This window comes from Enterobacter sp. SA187, assembly GCF_001888805.2.
In the GTDB taxonomy this organism is placed as follows: domain Bacteria; phylum Pseudomonadota; class Gammaproteobacteria; order Enterobacterales; family Enterobacteriaceae; genus Enterobacter_D.
The window spans coordinates 3,908,978-3,929,077 of the sequence record NZ_CP019113.1 but is presented as its reverse complement, the minus strand read 5'-3'; the positions used below and the strand labels follow the sequence as shown (position 1 = coordinate 3,929,077).

Below are 20,100 nucleotides of genomic sequence, written 5' to 3'. Positions count from 1 at the left end.
GGCGCTGTCGCTTACCCGGCCTGGGTAATTTGCCGTTCCAGGCCCGGCAAGCGTAGCGCCGCCGGGCAATGGGCATATCACCACTGCTTAATCACCGCCTCGCCAATCGCCGCGATGGCTTTATTACGTTCATCCATGGTGGCCTTGCTGCCCGTCACATAAATCACCACAATGCGCGACGGCGTGCCGTCCGGCCCCAGGGCTGCAACAATGCCACGCGATCCCCGCTCACCGGCCCCGGTTTTATCGGCGATATACCAGCCCGCAGGCAGGACCGAGCGCAGCAGCGGCCCGGCGACCTTATCCTCTTCCATCCAGCGCGCTAACTGCTGCCGTGAAGCCGCCGTCAGGGTATCGCCCGTTAACAGCTGACGCAGGGTTTTCGCCATCGCCGTCGGGGTGGTGGTATCACGCACGTCCCCCGGCAGGGCTTCGTTCAGTTCCGGCTCCACGCGATCAAGACGCGTCGTCCCATCGCCGGTTTTGCGGATGAAATCTGTCAGCTTTTGCGGGCCGCCCAGCGTGGAGAGCAGCAGATTGGCCGCCGTGTTATCGCTCAGGGTGATGGCGGCATCGCACAGCTCCGCCACCGTCATGCCGTCCGCCAGGTGCTTTTCCGTTACCGGCGAGTAAGTGATGAGATCCGCTTTCTGCCAGGTCAGGCGGCGATTAAGCTGCTCCTGCCCGGCGTCAACGCGCGCCAGCACCGCGCCGCACAGCAGCACCTTAAAGGTGCTCATCATCGGAAAACGCTCATCCTGACGATAGCTGTTCAGCACCTTACCGGAAGCCAGATCCAGCTCCGCATAGCCCACACGCGCCGCGAGCGTGGTTTCCGCCTGTTTGACGGCAGAAAGCGTGTCGGCGCGGGCAAAACCGCACAGGCCCAGCGCAATAATTAATGGCATGACGATCAGATGAAACCGTGGCATAGCGTTATTTCCTTGTTGATCCAAACTGTACCTGCGCCCAGCGCGCCAGTCCGGCGGTAACCGAGCCGAAATCATCGCCGCCGGCAATCGGAATGCCCGGCAGTTTTTCCGCCAGCGCGCGTTTGATGAGCGGCGAACGGGCGCTGCCGCCGGTGAGGTAAATTACATCCGGCGTTTCATTGCTGCTGTCCAGCGCCAGCTGCACCTGTTCCAGAATACGCGCCAGCGGCTGGCTGAGTGCCGCTTCCAGGCCGTCGCGGGTAATGGCGGTCGCCAGATCGTCGCTGATAAACGGCAGACGCGCCGTGACCTCATCTGTCTCCGAAAGCGCGATTTTGCTCTCTTCGGCACTGCGTACCAGCCGGTAGCTCAGGCGCTGACGCCAGACTTTGGTCAGCAGCGCCACTTTATCGCCATCGCGGGCATCGCGCACCAGATCGTTTAACAGGCGACCATTGGCGGTGCTGTAGAAATCGCTTTGTGCCGGAACATCGTTAATTGCCACAGCGTTCCACCACGGCAGGATCGGCAGCGCAATGCCTTTTTCGGTCTGGCCGCCCATGCCGAGCAGCGGCATCAGGTTTTTAAACGCCAGCGCGATGTCCAGATCGTTACCGCCGACGCGGCAGCCGCTGTGCCCGAGGAGACTGGAGTCGCGGTCGCTGCGGTGATGCCACTGCGGCCCCATCAGCAGCAGCGAGCAGTCGGTGGTACCGCCGCCAATATCCACCACCAGCACGCGTTTTTCGCCGCTGAGCGTCGCTTCAAAGTCCAGACCCGCTGCTACCGGCTCATACTGGAACACCACATCGCGGAATCCGGCGCGTTTTGCCGCGCGCGCAAGTATCCCCTGCGCCTGGGCGTTAGCCTCATCCCCGCCGAGACCCTGGAAGTTGATCGGACGGCCAATCACCGCCTGGTCAATCGGCTCCGGCAGCTGCGTCTGCGCCTGGAGACGGATGTGCAGCATCATGGCGCACACCAGATCTTCAAACAGCGCGATCTGCTGCGGCTTCAGGCCGCTGGCGCCGAGGAAGGATTTGGGCGATTTAACAAAATAGACCTCCTCCGGATCCTGCACATACTGATGCAGGGAACTGAGGCCGAACTGCACGCTGCCCGGCAGCACCTCGATATCTTCGTCGCGGTTGTAATTCATCGCCCGGCGCAGCAACGCCTGGGTTTCTCCCTCTGTCGCCGGAACGGCATGATGACGGTGCAGCCATTCGCTGACCGCTTCGCGCGTCGGGGCGCACAGCATGGAGGGCAGCAGCGAGCTATTGTTTTCCATTTTTAACAGCTGCGGCGAGCCGTCACGCATTACTGCCACAGAGCAGTTGGCGGTGCCATAGTCAAAACCAATAAACATGTTGAATTCCCCGGGCCGGTGCAGAAGGGGGGCGACTTTAGCGGAATGGGATTTGAAAGCAAAGCAAAAAGTGCCGGGGGCGGTTAGTCTGTTATAAGAAAGTTAATTACAGCAGGAGAGGCTATGTACACACTTCACTGGCAACCGCCTTATGACTGGGCGTGGATGCTGGGCTTTCTTCGCGCCCGTGCCGTAAGCGGGGTGGAAGTCGTCAGCGAGGGGCGCTATGTGCGTAGCCTGGCGCTCGGCGGGCACCATGGACTTATCACCGCCGAACCGGATGAGCAGGAACATACCCTGCGGGTGACGCTCAGCGATGGCCTGCTGCCGGTGGCGGATGAATGTCTGGCGCGCGTCGGGCGGCTGTTCGATCTGGCCTGCGATCCGCAGATGATTAATGGCGCGCTGGGCGATTTGGGCGCGGCGCGTCCGGGGCTGCGGCTGCCGGGATCGATGGATGCCTTCGAGCAGGGGATCCGCGCGATTTTAGGCCAGCTGGTGAGCGTGGCGATGGCGGCAAAGCTCACCGGCTATGTCGCAAACCGTTACGGCGAGCCGCTGAACGGCGAACCAGGTTTTGTCTGTTTTCCGCGCCCGGAAGTGCTGGTGAATGCCGATCCGGCAGAGTTAAAAACGCTGGGCATGCCGTTAAAACGCGGGGAGGCCATTGTGCATTTTGCCCGGGCAACCCTTGACGGGCGCTTTCCCCTCATCGCCCCGGCGGATGTGGAACAGGGGGTGAAGCATTTACAGACCTTTCCGGGCATCGGGCGCTGGACGGCCAATTATCTGGCCCTGCGCGGCTGGCAGGCAAAAGATGTCTTTCTGGCGGACGATTATCTGATCAAGCAGCGTTTTAGCGGCATGACGCCCGCGCAAATCCGTCACTACGCCGCCCGCTGGCAGCCGTGGCGCTCTTACGCGCTGCTGCATATCTGGTATACCGACGGCTGGCAGCCGTCAGTTGATGGCGAAATAGCTGGTGTTTAGCATCAAATCCAGCGGCTGCGGCGGAGAGATGGTATCGCCGTAGATGTAATCGATGCCGATGCCGGAGAGGGTGTCCATCACCATCGGCTGGTGCGTTGGCCCGGCGATGCTTTTCATGCCCAGACGCTGGGCGTGGCCCTGCACAATAGTGACCATCATTTCATCCATCAGGTTGCCGTGTACGTTACCGATCAATTCCTGGTCGAGCAGAATGTAATCCGCAACGTACGGGGTGAGATGGCTGAACAGCTCCAGGTCACGGCCCACGTGGCTTAAGATCACCTGGCAGCCCGCTTCGCGCAGTTTGTGCAACCCGTCGTTGATGCTGGCGTCGTCGCGCATCAGCGCATCCGCATGGATCACCAGATGCAGCAGGCGGGCAGGCATCTGGCTCTGCGCCAGGCTGTCCAGCAGTTCGCTGACCAGGGTTTTGCTGGCAAGACCGGTGGTGGAGAGCGGCAGGGCAACCCCTAAGCCTTTACGGGTGACGGCTGCGGCGCTGTTGCGGAAAAATTCCTGGAACACGCGGCGGTCAAGGGCGCGAATAAGTTTGCGATCGCTCAGGGAGGCGCGAAAAGCGTGCTCTTCCATGATGTCGCCGTTGCTGGTCCACAGGCGCAGCGACAGCAGCCAGAAATTGCAGGTTTCCGGTACACGAGGCGAGGCCACGCCGCGGGCAATCAGCAGCAGCGGATTGTCATTGATCATCCGCGACTGCTCTTCCGCGGACATCTGCAGACGAATTTCATGCATGTCGTCCTGCTCCGGCTCATAGACGGTGACCATGCCGCGTCCGCCGTTTTTCGAGGCATAACAGGCGATATCCGCCTGCGACATCACTTCTGACGCCAGATAGTTGGTTTCGTCAATAAGCGTAATGCCCGCGCTGGCCCCGATGCGGTGCAGACGGCCTTCCCACATAAACTGGTAATCGTTGATCGCGGCAATCAACCGCCCCGAAATATAGCGGGCGCTTTCGATATTGCAGTCCGGCAGCAGCAGGCCAAACTCATCGCCGCCCAGCCGCGCCAGAATATCGGTGGTGCGCAGCATGCTGAGCATCAGCGATGAAATTTCCCGCAGCAGCGCATCCCCCGCCGCATGCCCGGCGGAGTCGTTCACCGCTTTAAAGCGATCGAGATCGATATACACCAGCGCATGCCGCTGTTGGGTTTCCTGCACGCCCTGCAACAGGCGTTTAAGATGATTTTCAAAGCTGACGCGGTTGGCCAGATGGGTGAGGGCGTCGTGGGAGGCGCTGTAGCTGAGCTGGCGCAACATTTTGCGCGATTCGGTCACGTCCTGAATAACCAGCACAAAGCCGATGTTTTGCCCGTCCAGGGTGCTGAGCGGCGTCACGCTGTAGTGAATATCGTAGCTGCCGCCGTTGCGACAGTGCAGCACGACATCCTGTTCAATGGCGGAGCGGGACATATCGCCGCTGTGAATGTTTTCCATCAGCGGGCCGTTATCGCCGAAGGTAATGTGCAGGACATTGAGCAGCGCCTGGCCCATCGCCTGCTCCTGCGGCCAGCCGCTCATTTTTTCCGCCACCGGGTTCATAAAGGTGATGTTCATATTCACATCGGTACAGAGCACCGCTTCGCCGATGGAGTCCAGCGTAATATGCAGACGCTCTTTCTCCTGGAACAGCGCCTCGTTAAGCTGCTTCACCTCGGTCATGTCCATATTGATGCCGAGCAGGCGTTCCACTTCGCCATTTTTGTTCAGCACCCGGTTGGCGAGGGTTCGGATATGACGCACGCCCTCTTTCACGTGCACGCGGAATTCCAGCTTAAACGGCAGGCGCGACACCAGCGAATCGCGCACCACCTGCTCGGTCATCGCGCGGTCTTCCGGTATCACGCAGTCATACCACAGCTGCCAGGTCGGTTTAACGTGCGGCGGGATCTCATACAGCTCAAACATCCGTTTGTCCCAGCTGATGATGTCCGTCGCCAGTTCCCACTCCCAGATGCCGATGCCCCCCGCTTCGTTGGCGAGGGTAATACGCTCCATCAGGCGTTTGTTAACCCATTCCGTCTGTTTGAGATCGTTGATGTCTTCGATTTGCGAGATGAAATAGAGCGGGGTGCCGTCACCGTGCCGCACCAGCGATACCGCCAGCAGCGCCCAGACAACGTCGCCATTGCGCGTGTAGTAACGCTTTTCCATGGAATAGCTGTTGATCTCGCCGCGCACCAGCATCTCCAGCTGTTCAAGATCGCTGTTGAGATCTTCCGGCCAGGTCAGCTGTTGAAAAGTGAGGGCGCGCAGCTCTTCCTGGGTATAGCCAAGGAATTTACACAGCGCTTTGTTAGCTTGAAGCCATTCGCCTTCGGTGCCCACCAGCGCCATGCCGATGGCGGAATATTCCATGGCGTTACGAAAGCGCGCTTCACTCTCGGTGATGTGTTTGCGTTCTGTGCGAAAAGCATACATCACCATGGTCATGACGTTGGCCGGCAGCAGCATCATCATAAAGGGCAGCCAGGGCGCGTTGAGCATGACGGGCGTATTGTGCGGCGTCAGTGCAAAGGGATCCGCTGCCATCATCAGCGACACCATCATCACGGTGGAGAGAAATATCAGAAAGGCTTCAAGCCGCGGCAGGCGTACCGCGCTCCACATCAGCAGCACGATCACCGCGGTAAAGGGCCACGGCAGATATTTTATCGACAGCCAACTCAGCATCAGCGTAACCGCCAGCGTCAGCAGCGTTTCCAGCAGCAACTGCGGCTTACGGTGGCGCAGCAGATAATGCATTTTGAACAGCAGACCCAGCGGGATCAGCGCCATCGCGCCAATGGATTCCGAGAGCGTCCAGAGCGTAAAGGCGCGCAGCGGGTTGTCGTTCCCGACCAGCAGAGACACCAGCAGGCCGCCAATCACCGGCGGTATCACGGCGCTGCCGATAGTCAGACGGATCCAGTCGTTTAAGTTTTGCAGCGGGTTGTACCAGGGCAGCATTTTACGCAGCAGTATGGCCCCGATCAGCGCTTCAATAACGTTAATACCGGGGTACCAGAGATTGATGGCCTCGGGCGGGAATAACACCAGTGACGCGCCAATGCTGCCCAGCGAACAGGCCAGCGCAATCGCCGGCCACAGGCGGCCTGCATGACGATAAAACGCCACCATCATAATGGACGTGGAGAACCACAGCGGAGCAAGAATGTTGCCGAAGCGGGCTAACTCAAGGGAGAACAGGGTAAAGATAAAGGTGACCAGTCCTAAACTGATTAATCGCAGTAAAGGATTCGGGGTAGCCACCAAAACGCGCTGGTATTGTTTATTCATTACCGCTTTATCCGCAGACCCTGAGCCGCCCGATACATTCACGGGGCGAGTTAAATTTGAAATTTGGATTATGCTAGTACAAACAATTTACAATTCCTATCGTGGGCGCTCATAATTTGACATCACAGTGTTATTAATTACTTACCTGATGCTAAATCCCCGATCATCGCCGCAAAAGTGAGCATTTTAATTTGCGTAAAGGCGATATTCCTCTTTATGACCGCCGGATTTGCGCGATGACCTATTCAACTGGTATCACGGCGGCGAAATCCCTATAATTGCCGCGTTTGGCGTTTCGGCGTCGTCCTTCCTTAACATCCAGGTTAACCAGGTCGCAAAAATTTATGACTGATAAGTCTCATCAGTGCGTCATTATCGGCATTGCCGGTGCATCCGCTTCAGGTAAAAGTCTCATCGCCAGCACCCTCTATCGCGAGCTGCGCGAACAGGTTGGTGATGAGCATATTGGCGTCATCCCGGAAGACAGCTATTACAAAGATCAAAGTCATCTGTCCATGGAAGAACGGGTAAAGACCAATTATGACCATCCGAGCGCGATGGATCACAGCTTGCTGTTCGAGCACCTGCAAACCTTAAAAAACGGCAGCCCCATTGAATTGCCGGTCTACAGTTATGTAGAACATACCCGCACGCAGGAAACCATTCATATTCAGCCGAAGAAAGTCATTATCCTTGAAGGCATCCTGTTGCTGACCGACGCCCGTCTGCGCGACGCGCTGAATTTCTCTATTTTCGTTGATACCCCGCTGGACATCTGCCTGATGCGCCGTATTAAGCGTGACGTGAACGAGCGCGGCCGCTCTATGGATTCCGTGATGGCGCAGTACCAGAAAACGGTGCGCCCGATGTTCCTGCAGTTTATCGAGCCGTCCAAACAGTACGCCGATATCATTGTGCCGCGCGGCGGCAAAAACCGAATTGCGATCGACATTCTGAAAGCCAAAATCAGCCAGTTCTTTGAATAGTCTGCTTTTGAATAATCTGCGCGAATTGTGTACCGTTCAAAGTAGTATGCTTAACCTCCGGCGAGAACACTTGCCGGGGGATGCTGTATCTAAGGAGAAAACGCATGCGTTTGTGTGACCGAGATATTGAAGCCTGGCTGGATGAAGGCCGTCTGTCTATTACCCCGCGTCCACCCGTTGAACGCATCAATGGTGCCACCGTCGATGTCCGTCTGGGGAATAAATTCCGCACCTTCCGCGGTCATACTGCGGCCTTTATCGATCTCAGCGGTCCGAAGGATGAAGTCGCCGCCTCTCTTGAGCGCGTGATGAGCGATGAAATCGTTCTGCCGGACGGCGATGCCTTTTTCCTGCATCCGGGCGAACTGGCGCTGGCGGTCACCTATGAATCCGTGACCCTGCCTGCCGATCTGGTGGGCTGGCTGGACGGTCGCTCATCGCTGGCGCGTCTGGGCCTGATGGTGCACGTTACCGCGCACCGTATCGATCCCGGCTGGTCAGGCTGTATCGTGCTGGAGTTCTATAATTCTGGCAAACTGCCGCTGGCGCTGCGTCCGGGGATGCTTATCGGCGCGCTGAGCTTTGAACCGCTCTCCGGCCCGGCAGCCCGTCCTTACAACCGTCGCCAGGACGCGAAATATCGTGACCAGCAGGGCGCGGTCGCCAGCCGTATTGATAAAGATTGAGTATTAACCGCTCGCTGAGGATGCCATGAGAAGAGTGTTAACCACGCTGATGATTCTGCTTGTCGTGCTTGTTGCCGGCATCTCTGCGTTGGTACTGCTGGTCAACCCCAACGATTTCCGTGCCTATATGGTGCAACAGGTGGAGGCGCGAAGCGGCTATCAGCTGGAGCTGGACGAGCCGCTGCGCTGGCATGTCTGGCCGCAGCTCAGCATTCTCTCCGGGCGCATGTCGTTGACCGCGCCGGGGGCCACCACGCCGCTGGTGTCGGCGGCGAATATGCGCCTTGACGTGGAACTCTGGCCGCTGCTTTCGCATCAGCTGCACGTTAAACAGGTGATGCTGAAAGGGGCGGTGATCCAGTTAACGCCGCAAACCAAAGCCGCGCGCAAACCAGACGAGCCTGTTGCGCCGGATGATAATCCAATGCCGCAGGCAGAAGCCGATAAAGGCTGGTCCTACGCCATTTCCCGCCTTGAGGTCGCCGACAGCGTGCTGGTGTTCCAGCATGAAGACGAAGAGCAGGTAACGGTGCGCGATATCCGTCTGAAGATGGATCAGGATGCGTCTTACCACGCCACGCTCGATTTTTCCGGGCGTATCAACCGCGATCAGCGCGATCTGACGCTGGCGATGAAAGCAAAAATTGACGCCGCGGATTACCCGCACAGCCTGACCGCCGCCATTGAGCAGTTCGACTGGCAGCTGAAGGGCGGTGATGTGTCCCCGCAGGGGATCAGCGGTACGGCGACGCTAAACGCCCAGTGGCAGGAGGCGCAAAAACGCCTGTCTTTCAGCAACCTTAATGTCACTGCCAACGACAGCGCCATGAGCGGGCAGGGCAGCGTGGTGCTTAACGACGCCCCGGACTGGGCGCTCGATTTGCATTTTGACAAGCTTAATCTGGAAAACTTATTCAGCGGCGCGACTATGGCCGCCGCCAGCAGCGATACGGCGCAGAAAGCCCAGGCGCAGCCTAAGCTGTTGCCGCGTCCGGTGATCGCCCGCGACAGCAGCGAGCCGGAGTACAACAGTCTGCGCGGGTTCAGCGCTCAGGTTGCGCTCAGCGCCGGGCAGATCCGCTGGCGCGGGATGGATTTCACCGACGTCAAAAGCCAAATGACCAACCAGGCGGGACTGTTAACCCTCACCACCTTAGAGGGCAAAATGGGCAACGGTACGCTTTCGCTGCCCGGCCGTCTCGACGTGCGGGGCAGAACGCCGAAAAGCCTGTTCCAGCCAAAGCTTGAGAACGTGGAGATCGGCACCATCCTGAAAGCCTTTAATTATCCTATTGCCCTGACCGGCGCGCTCTCCATGAGCGGTGATTTTTCCGGTGGTCTGGTGGATGCGGAGGCGTTCCGCCGCGACTGGCAGGGCAACGCGCATCTGGAAATGGCGAATGTACGCATGGAAGGGCTTAACTTCCAGCAGCTGATCCAGCAGGCCGTGGCGCGCAGCAGCGATGTGAAGGTGGAGCAGGATTATGACAACAGCACCCGTCTGGATGCGCTGAGCACCGATCTGGAACTGGATCACGGCAGCGTAACGCTGAGCGATATGCAGGGGCAGTCGCCGCTGCTGGCGCTGGACGGCAAGGGAACCCTGGATCTGATCAAAGAAGAGAGCGACACCCAGTTTAACGTGCGCGTACTCTCCGGCTGGAACGGTGGCAACAGCGAGCTGATCGCCTTCCTGCGCGAGACGCCGATCCCGCTGCGGGTATACGGCAAATGGGATGCGCTGCAATACAGCCTGAAAGTCGATCAGGTGCTGCGCGACCATTTACAGGGCGAGGCGAAGCGCCGCCTTAACAAGTGGGCGGATCGCAATAAGGACAGTAAATACAGCGAAGATGTGAAGAAGCTGCTGGAAAAGATGTAACGGCCCAGTGATTAGCCCTCTCCGGCAGGGAGAGGGCAGAAACGGGATCAGACTTCGTAATCCAGCTCGCTTTTTGTGCGTAACGGCACGATCTGCACTTTCTGTACGCGATGGCTTTCCACCTGCAAAGTGATCACCCGATAATCGCCCACCTCAACTTCCTCCCCGACCTGCGGAATACGTTGCAGATACTCCATCAGCAGCCCGGCGATAGTGTGATATTCGCGCTTCTCGTCCAGCGGCAGCGGCACAAACTGCACCAGATCTTCCAGCGGCATATGGCCGTTCGCCGTCCAGCTGCCGTCGGCGTTTTTCTGAATATCGTGGCGGGCGTCGATCTCTTCCACTTCGTTCGGCAGATTACCGGCGATGGTTTCCATCACGTCGCTGAGCGTGACCGCCCCTTCCACGGAACCAAATTCATCCACCACAAAGGCAAAGTGCGTGCGGGCGTTGCGGAACTGCTCCAGCGCCTGTAACAGCGGCAACCCTTCCGGGAACACCAGCGGCTGACGCACCAGCACGTTCAGGTTCAGCGGCTCACCGCGCAGCGCCTGTTGCAGCAGATCAAGTATATGCACCACGCCCAGCAGATCTTCCTGCGCATCGCCGCCGGTGACCACCACGCGGGTATGCTGGTTCTTGTCCAGCAGCTCGCGGATCACCTCTTCCGGCGCGGTGAGATCGATATGTTCGATGTCATGGCGGGAGGTCATGATACTGCTGACGGTGCGCTGGTTCAGGTTGAGCACACGCTCGATCATCAGCCGCTCCTGCGGTTTAAAGATCTGCGCATTATCATGGTCGGCCAGCATGGAGGCGGTTTCAACATCCAGCTCGGCATCTTCTTTGCGGCCGCTGAGCAGGCGCATCACCGCCTCGGTGGTGCGCTGACGCAGGGTATTGTCAGCGAACAGGAAGCGGCGGCGGTTGAAAATCGCCAGCTGATTAAGCGCTTCGATCATCACCGAGAAGCCGATGGCGGCATACAGATACCCTTTCGGGATGTGGTAGCCAAAGCCTTCGGCGATGAGGCTAAAGCCTATCATCAGCAGGAAGCTGAGGCAGAGGATGACGATAGTCGGGTGATTATTCACAAAGCGGGTCAGGGCTTTGCTCGCCAGCAGCATCAGGGAAATGGCGATGATCACCGCCGCCATCATTACCGCCAGATGCTCCACCATACCGACGGCGGTGATCACGGAATCCAGCGAGAAGACGGCGTCAAGAATAACGATTTGCGTCACCACCGCCCAGAATTTTGCCCCGCGCCGCTGCGTCGGGTTATCGCTGTCTTTCCCCTCCAGCCGCTCGTTCAGTTCCACCGTGGCTTTAAACAGCAGGAAGAAACCGCCAAACAGCATGATCAGATCGCGGGCGCTGAAGCTCAGGCTGCGCACGCTGAACAGCGGGGTGGTGAGGGTCACCAGCCAGGAAATTGAGGCCAGCAGAACCAGACGCATCAGCATCGCCAGGATGAGGCCCGTGACGCGCGCGCGGTCGCGCTGCGCAGGCGGAAGTTTTTCCGCGAGTATGGCAATAAAGACCAGGTTATCAATGCCGAGCACCAGCTCGATAACGATCAGGGTAAACAGTCCCGCCCAGATAGAGGGATCGGCAATCCATTCCATAGTAAATGTCGTACCTTGTGTAATATGACGATTGTCACGTTTTGATCATGGGTACATTGCGCCCAAAATGCAATATTCCTCTGCGATTTATCCGAATAATCGCACCATAGGTTTAAGTGATATTTCGCGCTCCTCATGACTGTAATGCGCTTATATATTATGGGCTTTTTTATACTGTAAATTAGGAATTATCGTACGCGTAAATCTATATATAAATTTTGTCAATATGAAGAAACTCCTAAAAGCCGATATTTTTGAGGTTAATATTAATCTTAAAAAGACCTTACCCCGGACAAGTTACCTTGCCTGGTATTCCGTTAGCTGCAACAATTCCTCCAGCGCATCATGGCGTTCTTTTGTATGTCATATTTCTAACGTCATGATGGGTTATGTTCTTCTTTTTCTGACAGCCACTGCCGAGGTTTACATTATTTCCTGTAAATAATGTAAAGAGTCAGGCTGTAATCAATAACTTACTGTTTTATCAGTGAATTGGTAACTGGAAGCCAGGGGCGGTAGCGTGCCCGGAAGCGTGTGAATCAGCTCCGATTATTCTGTCAACAAACCGCGTTTGAATAAGCGATTTTTAGGACTGATGCCAGTTATATTTAGCGGCAATTAACTGCATGCTGAATGTGAACAGGCTACGCGCTTATTTATACCGCACAGGATAATTACTCTGCCAAAGTGATAAATAATCAATGATGAAATCCAAAATGAAATTGATGCCATTATTGGTGTCTGTGACCTTGATGAGTGGTTGCACGGTTTTTCCCGGCAGCAATATGTCAACCATGGGAAAGGATGTCATTAAGCAGCAAGATGCTGACTTCGATCTTGACCGCATGGTGAATGTTTATCCTTTGACCCCCCGACTGGTCGAGCAGTTACGTCCCCGTCCAAATGTCGCCCAACCCAATATGTCGCTGGATCAGGAAATCGCCAGTTATCAGTACCGTGTCGGTCCTGGCGATGTCCTGAACGTGACCGTCTGGGATCACCCGGAACTGACGACGCCAGCAGGCCAGTATCGTAGTTCCAGCGAAGCCGGTAACTGGGTACAGCCGGACGGCACCATGTTCTATCCCTATATCGGTAAAGTCCACGTGGTGGGCAAAACCCTGGCAGAAATCCGTAGTGATATTACCAGCCGTTTAGCGCAGTACATTGCTGACCCGCAGGTGGACGTTAATATCGCTGGCTTCCGCTCGCAAAAAGCCTATATCTCCGGGCAGGTGAATAAATCCGGTCAGCAGGCGATCACTAACGTGCCGCTGACGGTGCTGGACGCCATTAACGCCGCCGGCGGGCTGACCGATAACGCCGACTGGCGCAACGTCGTGTTGACCCACGAAGGCCGCGAACAACGCATCTCTTTGCAGGCGCTGATGCAAAACGGCGATTTGAGCCAGAACCGCCTGCTTTATCCGGGCGACATTCTCTTTGTGCCGCGCAATGACGATCTGAAAGTGTTCGTGATGGGCGAAGTGAAAAAACAGAGCACGCTCAAAATGGACTTCAGCGGCATGACGCTGACCGAAGCGCTTGGTCAGGCAGAAGGTCTGGATCTGAACACCTCCAACGCCAGCGGTATCTTCGTGATCCGTCCGCTGAAAGGCGAGGGTGGACGCGGCGGCAAGATCGCCAACATTTACCAGCTTGATATGTCTGACGCCACCTCTCTGGTAATGGCGACGGAATTCCGCCTCCAGCCGTACGACGTGGTCTACGTTACAACCGCACCGGTTGCCCGCTGGAACCGTCTGATCAACCAGCTGTTGCCGACCATCAGTGGCGTTCGCTACATGACCGACACGGCCAGCGACTTACGGAACTGGGAATAAGCGATGTTTAATAAAATTCTCGTGGTTTGCGTAGGCAATATCTGCCGCTCCCCGACGGCGGAACGGTTGCTGAAAGCGTTTAATCCCGCCCTGACCGTTGAATCGGCAGGATTGGGCGCGCTGGTGGGGAAAGGGGCTGACGCCACGGCAACCAGCGTGGCGGAACAGCATGACATCTCGCTTGCGGGCCACAGCGCCCGCCAGATCACCGCGCGCATGTGCCGCGAATACGATCTGATCCTGGTGATGGAAAAGCGTCACATTGCCTCGCTGTGTGAAATCGCACCGGAAATGCGCGGCAAAGTGATGCTGTTTGGTCACTGGGATAATGAGCGGGAAATTCCCGATCCATACCGTAAAAGCCGTGAAGCTTTTGAGGCCGTTTACACCTTACTCGAAAGGTCTGCCCGCCAGTGGGCGCAGGCATTGAACGTTCAGCAGGGATAACAATGACAGAAAAACTACAGCATTCTGCCGCCTCCCAGACAGGCAGCGATGAAATCGACATCGGCCGCCTTATTGGGACGGTGATTGAAGCCCGCTGGTGGGTGCTCGGGGTTACCGCAGCCTTTGCGGTGGCGGCGGTGATCTATACCCTGTTCGCCACGCCGATCTACAGCGCCGATGCGCTGGTCCAGATCGAGCAGGATACCGGCAACTCGCTGGTACAGAACATTAACAGCGCGCTGTCGAACAAGCCCCCTGCGTCTGACGCGGAAATTCAGCTGATCAAATCCCGTCTGGTGCTGGGAAAAACCGTTGACGATCTCGATTTAGATATTGCCGTCACCAAAAACACCATGCCGATCATCGGGGCTGGCTGGGAACGGCTGATGGGTCGCCAGAACGAAACGGTGAAGGTGACGACCTTTACTATTCCGAAAGGGGCAGGGGAGCAGGTTTTCACGCTGCGCGTGCTCAGCCCGACGCAGTACCAGTTGACCAGCGACGCGGGTTTCAGCGCCAGAGGTGAAGTGGGTAAGCTGCTGGAAAAAGATGGCGTCACGCTTGAGGTGAGCGAGATCCACTCCTCTACCGACAGCGAGTTCACCATTACTAAGTTTTCCACCCTCGGCATGATCAACAATCTGCAAAACAACCTGACCGTCACCGAAAACGGTAAAGACACCGGCGTGCTGAGCCTGTCCTTTACCGGTGAAGATCGCGAGCAGATCCGTGCCATCCTCAACAGCATTACCCGCAACTATCTTGAGCAGAACGTGGCGCGTAAATCGGAAGAAGCGGCCAAAAGCCTCGCCTTCCTCGCCAAACAGCTGCCGGAAGTGCGCCGTAATCTGGATGAAGCGGAAAACAAACTGAACGCCTTCCGCCAGGATAAAGACTCCGTGGATTTACCGCTGGAAGCGAAAGCGGTGCTGGATTCGATGGTCAATATCGACGCCCAGCTGAACGAGCTGACCTTTAAAGAAGCGGAAATTTCCAAGCTTTATACCAAAGCGCACCCGGCCTACCGCACGCTGCTGGAAAAACGTAAAGCGCTGGAAGATGAAAAAGCCAAGCTGAACGGCCGCGTTACCGCGATGCCGAAAACCCAGCAGGAAATTGTGCGTCTGACCCGCGATGTGGAATCCGGCCAGCAGGTGTACATGGCGCTGCTCAACAAACAGCAGGAGCTGAAGATCACCGAAGCCAGTACCGTCGGCGATGTGCGTATCGTTGACCCGGCGATCACCCAGCCTGGCGTGCTGAAACCGAAGAAAGCGCTGATCATTCTGGGCAGCATTATCCTCGGCCTGATGCTGTCGATTGTCGGCGTGCTGCTGCGCTCGCTGTTTAATCGCGGTATCGAAAGCCCGCAGGTGCTGGAAGAGCATGGCATCAACGTCTACGCCAGCATTCCGCTGTCCGAATGGCAGAAATCCCGCGACCACGTCAAAACCGTCAAAGGGGCTAAGCGTTACAAGCAGAGCCAGCTGCTGGCGGTGGGTAACCCGACCGATCTCGCTATCGAAGCTATTCGTAGTCTGCGTACCAGTCTGCACTTCGCCATGATGCAGGCCAACAATAATGTGCTGATGATGACCGGGGTCAGTCCGTCCATCGGTAAAACCTTTGTCTGCGCCAACCTTGCGGCGGTGGTCAGCCAGACCAACAAGCGCGTGCTGCTGATTGACTGTGATATGCGTAAAGGTTACGCCCACGAACTGCTCGGCACGGACAACGTGAACGGTCTGTCGAATGTGCTCTCCAGCACTGGCGACATTGCCGCCTGCGCCAAACCGACCTCGGTGCCGAACTTTGACCTGGTGCCGCGTGGGCAGGTGCCGCCGAACCCGTCAGAACTACTGATGAGCGAACGCTTCACCCAGCTGCTGGCCTGGGCGAGCAAGAACTATGACCTGGTGCTGATCGATACGCCGCCAATCCTCGCGGTCACCGACGCCGCCATCGTGGGCCGCCATGCGGGCACCACGCTGATGGTGGCGCGTTACGCGGTGAACACGCTTAAAGAGGTGGAAACCAGCCTGAACCGTCTGCAACAGAACGGTATCGAGGTGAAAGGGGTGATCCTCAACTCCATCTTCCGCCGCGCGACAGGCTATCAGGACTACGGCTACTACGAGTACGAGTACAAGTCTGATTCAAAATAAATCACCGAAAGGTGCCTGATGGCGCTGCGCTTATCCGACCTGCTTCCATGTAGGCCGGATAAGGTGCCCGCACCGCCATCCGGCAAATGAGTCGGTACTATCCGGGGAAATAAGAATGACAACAGATAATCCGCTGATCTCAATTTACATGCCAACCTGGAACAGGCAACAGCTGGCGATCCGGGCGATTAAGTCGGTCCTGCGCCAGGACTACAGCAACTGGGAGATGATCATTGTGGATGACTGCTCTTCGTCTTATGAGCAGCTGCAGCAGTTTGTCGAGGGACTTAACGATCCGCGCGTGCGCTATACCCACAACGAGATCAATACCGGTGCCTGCGCGGTACGTAATCAGGCCATTTTACAGGCCAGCGGCGAATTTATTACCGGCATTGACGATGATGACGAATGGACGCCGAACCGCCTGTCGGTCTTCCTGGCCCATAAACAGCAGCTGGTGACGCACGCATTTTTATATGCCAACGATTATATCTGCGAAGGCGAAGTCTATGCCCAGCCTGCCAGCCTGCCGCTGTACCCGAAATCCCCGTACTCCCGCACGCTGTTCTACAAACGCAATATCATCGGCAATCAGGTGTTTACCTTTGCCTGGCGTTTCAAAGAGTGCCTGTTCGATACCGAACTGAAAGCCGCTCAGGATTACGACATTTTCCTGCGCATGGTGGTGGAGTATGGCGAGCCGTGGAAAGTGGAAGAAGCCACGCAGATCCTGCACGTGAATCACGGCGAGATGCAGATCACTGCATCGCCGAAAAAGTTCTCAGGGTATTTTCATTTCTACCGCAAGCACAAAGACAAGTTTGACCGGGCCAGCAAAAAGTATCAGCTGTTCACGCTCTACCAGATCCGCAACAAGCGCATGAACTGGCGCACGTTGTTAACGCTGCTTTCCGTGCGTAACGGCAAACGCCTTGCTGACGGGCTGCGGGGGAAATAATGCGACTGGAAGATTTTCGTGCCAACCACTGGAGCCTGCGTCCGTGCTGCATGGTAATGGCCTACCGCATCGCGCATTTTTGCTCGGTGTGGCGTAAAAAACATGTGCTTAACAATATCTGGGCCGCCCCGGTGCTGGTGCTGTACCGCTTTATTACCGAATGCCTGTTCGGTTACGAAATTCAGGCGGCAGCCACCATCGGGCGACGTTTCACTATTCATCATGGCTATGCGGTGGTGATCAATAAAAACGTCGTGGCGGGTGATGATTTCACTATCCGTCACGGCGTCACCATCGGCAACCGCGGCGCGGACAGCCTGGCCTGCCCGGTGATTGGCAATGGCGTGGAACTGGGCGCCAACGTGGTGATGATCGGCGATATTACTATCGGCAATAACGTGACCATCGGCGCGGGCAGCGTGGTGCTGGACAGCGTGCCGGATAACGCGCTGGTGGTGGGTGAGAAAGCGCGCGTGAAGGTAATTAAATGAACATTCTGCAATTTAATGTGCGTCTCGCCGAGGGCGGCGCAGCGGGCGTGGCGCTGGATTTACACCAGCGCGCGCTGCAAAAAGGACTGCCTTCCCGTTTTGTGTACGGCTATGGCAAGGGCGGCAAAAAAAGCGTCAGCCACGACCACTATCCGCAGGTGATCAAACAGACGCCGCGTCTGACGTCGATGGCCAATCTGGCGCTGTTTCGTCTGTTTAACCGCGATGTTTTTGGCAACCTGAATAATTTGTACCGCACCGTCACCCGTACGCCGGGCCCGGTGGTGCTGCACTTTCATGTCATGCACAGCTACTGGCTGAAGCTTAACGATCTGGTGGCCTTCTGCCAGAAAGTGAAAGCCCACAAGCCGGACGTCACCTTTGTCTGGACGCTGCACGATCACTGGAGCGTAACCGGTCGCTGCGCCTTTACCGACGGCTGCGAAGGCTGGAAAACCAACTGCCAGAAATGCCCGACGCTGAGCAACTATCCGCCGGTGAAAATCGACCGCGCGCATCAGCTGGTGGAAGGCAAACGCCAGCTGTTTAAAGCCATGCTGGCACTGGGCTGTACCTTTATCTCCCCAAGCCAGCACGTCGCCGATGCCTTTAACAGTATTTATGGACAAGGGCGCTGCCGCATTATCAACAATGGTATTGATGTGGCGACCGAAGCGATCCTTGCGGAACTGACCCCGGTGAGCGAAACCGCAGGCGTACCGAAAATCGCCATTGTGGCGCACGACTTACGCTACGACGGCAAAACCAATCAGCGGCTGGTGCGCGATATGATGGCGCTCGGCGACAAAATCGAGCTGCACACCTTCGGCAAGTTTTCGCCTTTTGAGGGCGCGAACGTAGTGAACCATGGGTTTATGACCGATAAGCGCCAGCTGATGAGCGAGCTGAATCAAATGGACGCGCTGGTGTTCAGTTCGCGGGTGGATAACTATCCGCTGATCCTCTGCGAAGCATTGTCTATCGGCGTACCGGTAATTGCGACACATAGCGACGCGGCGCAGGAAGTGCTGCATAAATCCGGCGGCAAAACTTTTGCCGAATCGGAGGTGGTTTCCCTGGTGCAGCGTCCGAAAGCGGAGATTGCCCGGGCGGTGTTTGGCACCACGCTGGACGCGTTCCGCGCCCGCAGCCGCCAGGCCTACAGTGGCGAACAGATGCTGGAGGAGTATGTCTCGTTCTATCAGAGTCTGTAGTTATCTGCTGCTGCCGCTCATCTATCTGCTGGTGAACGTGAAGATCGCCCAGATAGGTGAGAGCTTCCCGATAACCATAGTGACCTTTTTGCCGGTACTGCTGCTGCTGTACGTCGATAAGATCAGCGTGAAAAAGCTGATGATAGCGCTGGGCATCGGCGCGGGCCTGACGATCTTTAACTACATCTTCGGTCAGTCGCTGAATGCCGGAAAGTATGTCACCTCGACGCTGCTGTTTGTCTACCTGGTGATCATCATCGGCATGGTATGGAGTATTCGTTTTAAAACCATTTCGCCGCACAACTATCGCAAGATTTTACGTTTCTTCTGGCTGGTGGTGGGTTTTGTGGTAATACTCGCCGCCGCCGAAATGGCGCAGATTATTCTTACCGGCGGCAGTAGCCTGATGGAGAATATTTCGAAATATCTGATTTACAGTAACAGCTATGTTCTGAATTTCATTAAGTTTGGTGGTAAGCGAACCACTGCCATGTATTTCGAACCCGCATTTTTTGCTCTGGCATTAATCTCAATTTGGCTCAGCATCAAACAGTTTGGTATCAAAACGCCCAAGACCGATGCTATGATTCTGGCAGGGATAGTCCTCTCCGGTTCCTTCTCTGGAGTAATGACATTTATCCTTTTTTACCTGCTGGAATGGGCATTCCAGTATCTGAATAAAGAGGCGATTAAGAAAAAGCTGCCTTTAGCGATAATTTCGCTCGCAGTCTTTCTCGTCGGTGTGGTATTCGCTTTTCCTTATATTTCGGAACGCCTGGGTGATTTAGGTACGGAAGGATCGTCTTCTTATTACCGTATCATCGGGCCGCTGGCGATGGTGGGTTATTCATTAACCAATATCGACGGCGTGGTGCGCTTCGGTTCACTTTACGAATATGTTGCATCATTCGGAATCTTTAACGGTGCGGACGTCGGAAAAACAATAGACAATGGGTTGTATCTGCTAATCATTTATTTCTCATGGTTCGCAGTGTTACTGACGATATGGTACATGTCGAAAGTGGTAAAAATGATGATCAACGCGTTTGGTAATAATCAGAATTATCGCGTTCAACTCTTTCTTTTTACCCCGGTGTCATTGTTTTTTACCGGTTCGATTTTTAGTCCCGAATATGCTTTTTTAATCGTCTGCCCTTTTATTTTGCGCAAAGCGCTGAATATTACGCATTCAAGATGAGGTGGTT

Annotated in this window: 15 protein-coding genes; 11 read left to right on the top strand and 4 right to left on the bottom strand. The window is 56.2% G+C overall.

Going from position 1 to position 20,100, the window contains the following annotated elements; genetic code table 11:
- Window positions 1–77: 77 nt before the first annotated feature.
- Both bla and yegD read right to left on the bottom strand, forming a co-directional pair.
- Window positions 78–932: a class A beta-lactamase gene (gene bla, locus BMF08_RS18950; protein ID WP_072569066.1), complete on the bottom strand. Its 855-nt coding sequence runs from the start codon at window positions 930–932 to the stop codon at window positions 78–80.
- 4 nt (window positions 933–936) lie between these two features.
- Entirely contained in the window at window positions 937–2,301 is a 1,365-nt protein-coding gene (gene yegD / locus BMF08_RS18945) for a molecular chaperone (RefSeq protein ID WP_072569065.1), read from the bottom strand.
- 123 nt (window positions 2,302–2,424) lie between these two features.
- Here yegD and alkA point away from each other — a divergent pair, with 123 nt between their 5' ends.
- Window positions 2,425–3,291, top strand: a complete 867-nt coding sequence (gene alkA / locus BMF08_RS18940; RefSeq protein ID WP_072569064.1) for a DNA-3-methyladenine glycosylase 2 — start codon at window positions 2,425–2,427, stop codon at window positions 3,289–3,291.
- On the opposite strand, the gene BMF08_RS18935 is transcribed toward alkA, so the two are convergent.
- The gene (locus BMF08_RS18935; protein ID WP_072569063.1) at window positions 3,262–6,591 is read right to left on the bottom strand and encodes a diguanylate cyclase; all 3,330 of its coding nucleotides are present in this window, start codon (window positions 6,589–6,591) and stop codon (window positions 3,262–3,264) included. The genes alkA and BMF08_RS18935 overlap by 30 nt on opposite strands.
- 344 nt (window positions 6,592–6,935) lie before the next feature.
- On the opposite strand from BMF08_RS18935, the gene udk reads away from it, so the two are divergent.
- The 3 genes from udk (at window position 6,936) to asmA (ending at window position 10,145) form a co-directional block, all read left to right on the top strand.
- Window positions 6,936–7,577: a uridine kinase gene (gene udk / locus BMF08_RS18930; RefSeq protein ID WP_072569062.1), complete on the top strand. Its 642-nt coding sequence runs from the start codon at window positions 6,936–6,938 to the stop codon at window positions 7,575–7,577.
- Window positions 7,578–7,681: 104 nt separating this feature from the next.
- On the top strand, window positions 7,682–8,263 hold the full coding sequence (gene dcd, locus BMF08_RS18925) for a dCTP deaminase (RefSeq protein WP_072569061.1): 582 nt from the start codon (window positions 7,682–7,684) through the stop codon (window positions 8,261–8,263).
- A gap of 25 nt (window positions 8,264–8,288) precedes the next feature.
- Entirely contained in the window at window positions 8,289–10,145 is a 1,857-nt protein-coding gene (asmA, locus tag BMF08_RS18920; protein WP_072569060.1) for an outer membrane assembly protein AsmA, read from the top strand.
- Window positions 10,146–10,192: 47 nt separating this feature from the next.
- On the opposite strand, the gene BMF08_RS18915 is transcribed toward asmA, so the two are convergent.
- Entirely contained in the window at window positions 10,193–11,776 is a 1,584-nt protein-coding gene (locus tag BMF08_RS18915; protein WP_072569059.1) for a TerC family protein, read from the bottom strand.
- A 701-nt stretch (window positions 11,777–12,477) separates the two neighbouring features.
- Here BMF08_RS18915 and BMF08_RS18910 point away from each other — a divergent pair.
- From BMF08_RS18910 to wcaD, 7 genes are all read left to right on the top strand, one after another.
- Window positions 12,478–13,620, top strand: coding sequence for a polysaccharide export protein (locus BMF08_RS18910; protein WP_072569058.1), 1,143 nt, complete (start codon window positions 12,478–12,480; stop codon window positions 13,618–13,620).
- Between the two features lie 3 nt (window positions 13,621–13,623).
- A complete protein-coding gene (wzb, locus tag BMF08_RS18905) occupies window positions 13,624–14,067 on the top strand; it encodes a low molecular weight protein-tyrosine-phosphatase Wzb (RefSeq protein ID WP_072569057.1) in 444 nt (147 codons plus the stop codon).
- Between the two features lie 2 nt (window positions 14,068–14,069).
- A complete protein-coding gene (wzc, locus tag BMF08_RS18900) occupies window positions 14,070–16,232 on the top strand; it encodes a tyrosine-protein kinase Wzc (protein ID WP_072569056.1) in 2,163 nt (720 codons plus the stop codon).
- Window positions 16,233–16,347: 115 nt separating this feature from the next.
- Window positions 16,348–17,190 (top strand): colanic acid biosynthesis glycosyltransferase WcaA, encoded by an 843-nt coding sequence (gene wcaA / locus BMF08_RS18895; protein ID WP_072569055.1) that lies wholly within the window; start codon window positions 16,348–16,350, stop codon window positions 17,188–17,190.
- Window positions 17,190–17,681, top strand: coding sequence for a colanic acid biosynthesis acetyltransferase WcaB (gene wcaB, locus BMF08_RS18890; protein ID WP_072569054.1), 492 nt, complete (start codon window positions 17,190–17,192; stop codon window positions 17,679–17,681). Before wcaA ends, wcaB begins: the two co-directional genes overlap by 1 nt.
- Window positions 17,678–18,895: a colanic acid biosynthesis glycosyltransferase WcaC gene (wcaC, locus tag BMF08_RS18885; protein WP_072569053.1), complete on the top strand. Its 1,218-nt coding sequence runs from the start codon at window positions 17,678–17,680 to the stop codon at window positions 18,893–18,895. Before wcaB ends, wcaC begins: the two co-directional genes overlap by 4 nt.
- The gene (wcaD, locus tag BMF08_RS18880) at window positions 18,870–20,093 is read left to right on the top strand and encodes a colanic acid polymerase WcaD (RefSeq protein WP_072569052.1); all 1,224 of its coding nucleotides are present in this window, start codon (window positions 18,870–18,872) and stop codon (window positions 20,091–20,093) included. The genes wcaC and wcaD overlap by 26 nt, the downstream gene beginning before the upstream one ends.
- The last annotated feature ends 7 nt before the right edge of the window (window positions 20,094–20,100 follow it).

Excerpts from the sequence above, each read along its gene's own strand:
- bla (WP_072569066.1), bottom strand. The coding sequence starts at position 932 with ATGCCACGGTTTCATCTGATCGTCATGCCATTAATTATTGCGCTGGGC.
- yegD (WP_072569065.1), bottom strand. The coding sequence starts at position 2,301 with ATGTTTATTGGTTTTGACTATGGCACCGCCAACTGCTCTGTGGCAGTA.
- alkA (WP_072569064.1), top strand. The coding sequence starts at position 2,425 with ATGTACACACTTCACTGGCAACCGCCTTATGACTGGGCGTGGATGCTG.
- BMF08_RS18935 (WP_072569063.1), bottom strand. The coding sequence starts at position 6,591 with ATGAATAAACAATACCAGCGCGTTTTGGTGGCTACCCCGAATCCTTTA.
- udk (WP_072569062.1), top strand. The coding sequence starts at position 6,936 with ATGACTGATAAGTCTCATCAGTGCGTCATTATCGGCATTGCCGGTGCA.
- dcd (WP_072569061.1), top strand. The coding sequence starts at position 7,682 with ATGCGTTTGTGTGACCGAGATATTGAAGCCTGGCTGGATGAAGGCCGT.
- asmA (WP_072569060.1), top strand. The coding sequence starts at position 8,289 with ATGAGAAGAGTGTTAACCACGCTGATGATTCTGCTTGTCGTGCTTGTT.
- BMF08_RS18915 (WP_072569059.1), bottom strand. The coding sequence starts at position 11,776 with ATGGAATGGATTGCCGATCCCTCTATCTGGGCGGGACTGTTTACCCTG.
- BMF08_RS18910 (WP_072569058.1), top strand. The coding sequence starts at position 12,478 with ATGATGAAATCCAAAATGAAATTGATGCCATTATTGGTGTCTGTGACC.
- wzb (WP_072569057.1), top strand. The coding sequence starts at position 13,624 with ATGTTTAATAAAATTCTCGTGGTTTGCGTAGGCAATATCTGCCGCTCC.
- wzc (WP_072569056.1), top strand. The coding sequence starts at position 14,070 with ATGACAGAAAAACTACAGCATTCTGCCGCCTCCCAGACAGGCAGCGAT.
- wcaA (WP_072569055.1), top strand. The coding sequence starts at position 16,348 with ATGACAACAGATAATCCGCTGATCTCAATTTACATGCCAACCTGGAAC.
- wcaB (WP_072569054.1), top strand. The coding sequence starts at position 17,190 with ATGCGACTGGAAGATTTTCGTGCCAACCACTGGAGCCTGCGTCCGTGC.
- wcaC (WP_072569053.1), top strand. The coding sequence starts at position 17,678 with ATGAACATTCTGCAATTTAATGTGCGTCTCGCCGAGGGCGGCGCAGCG.
- wcaD (WP_072569052.1), top strand. The coding sequence starts at position 18,870 with ATGTCTCGTTCTATCAGAGTCTGTAGTTATCTGCTGCTGCCGCTCATC.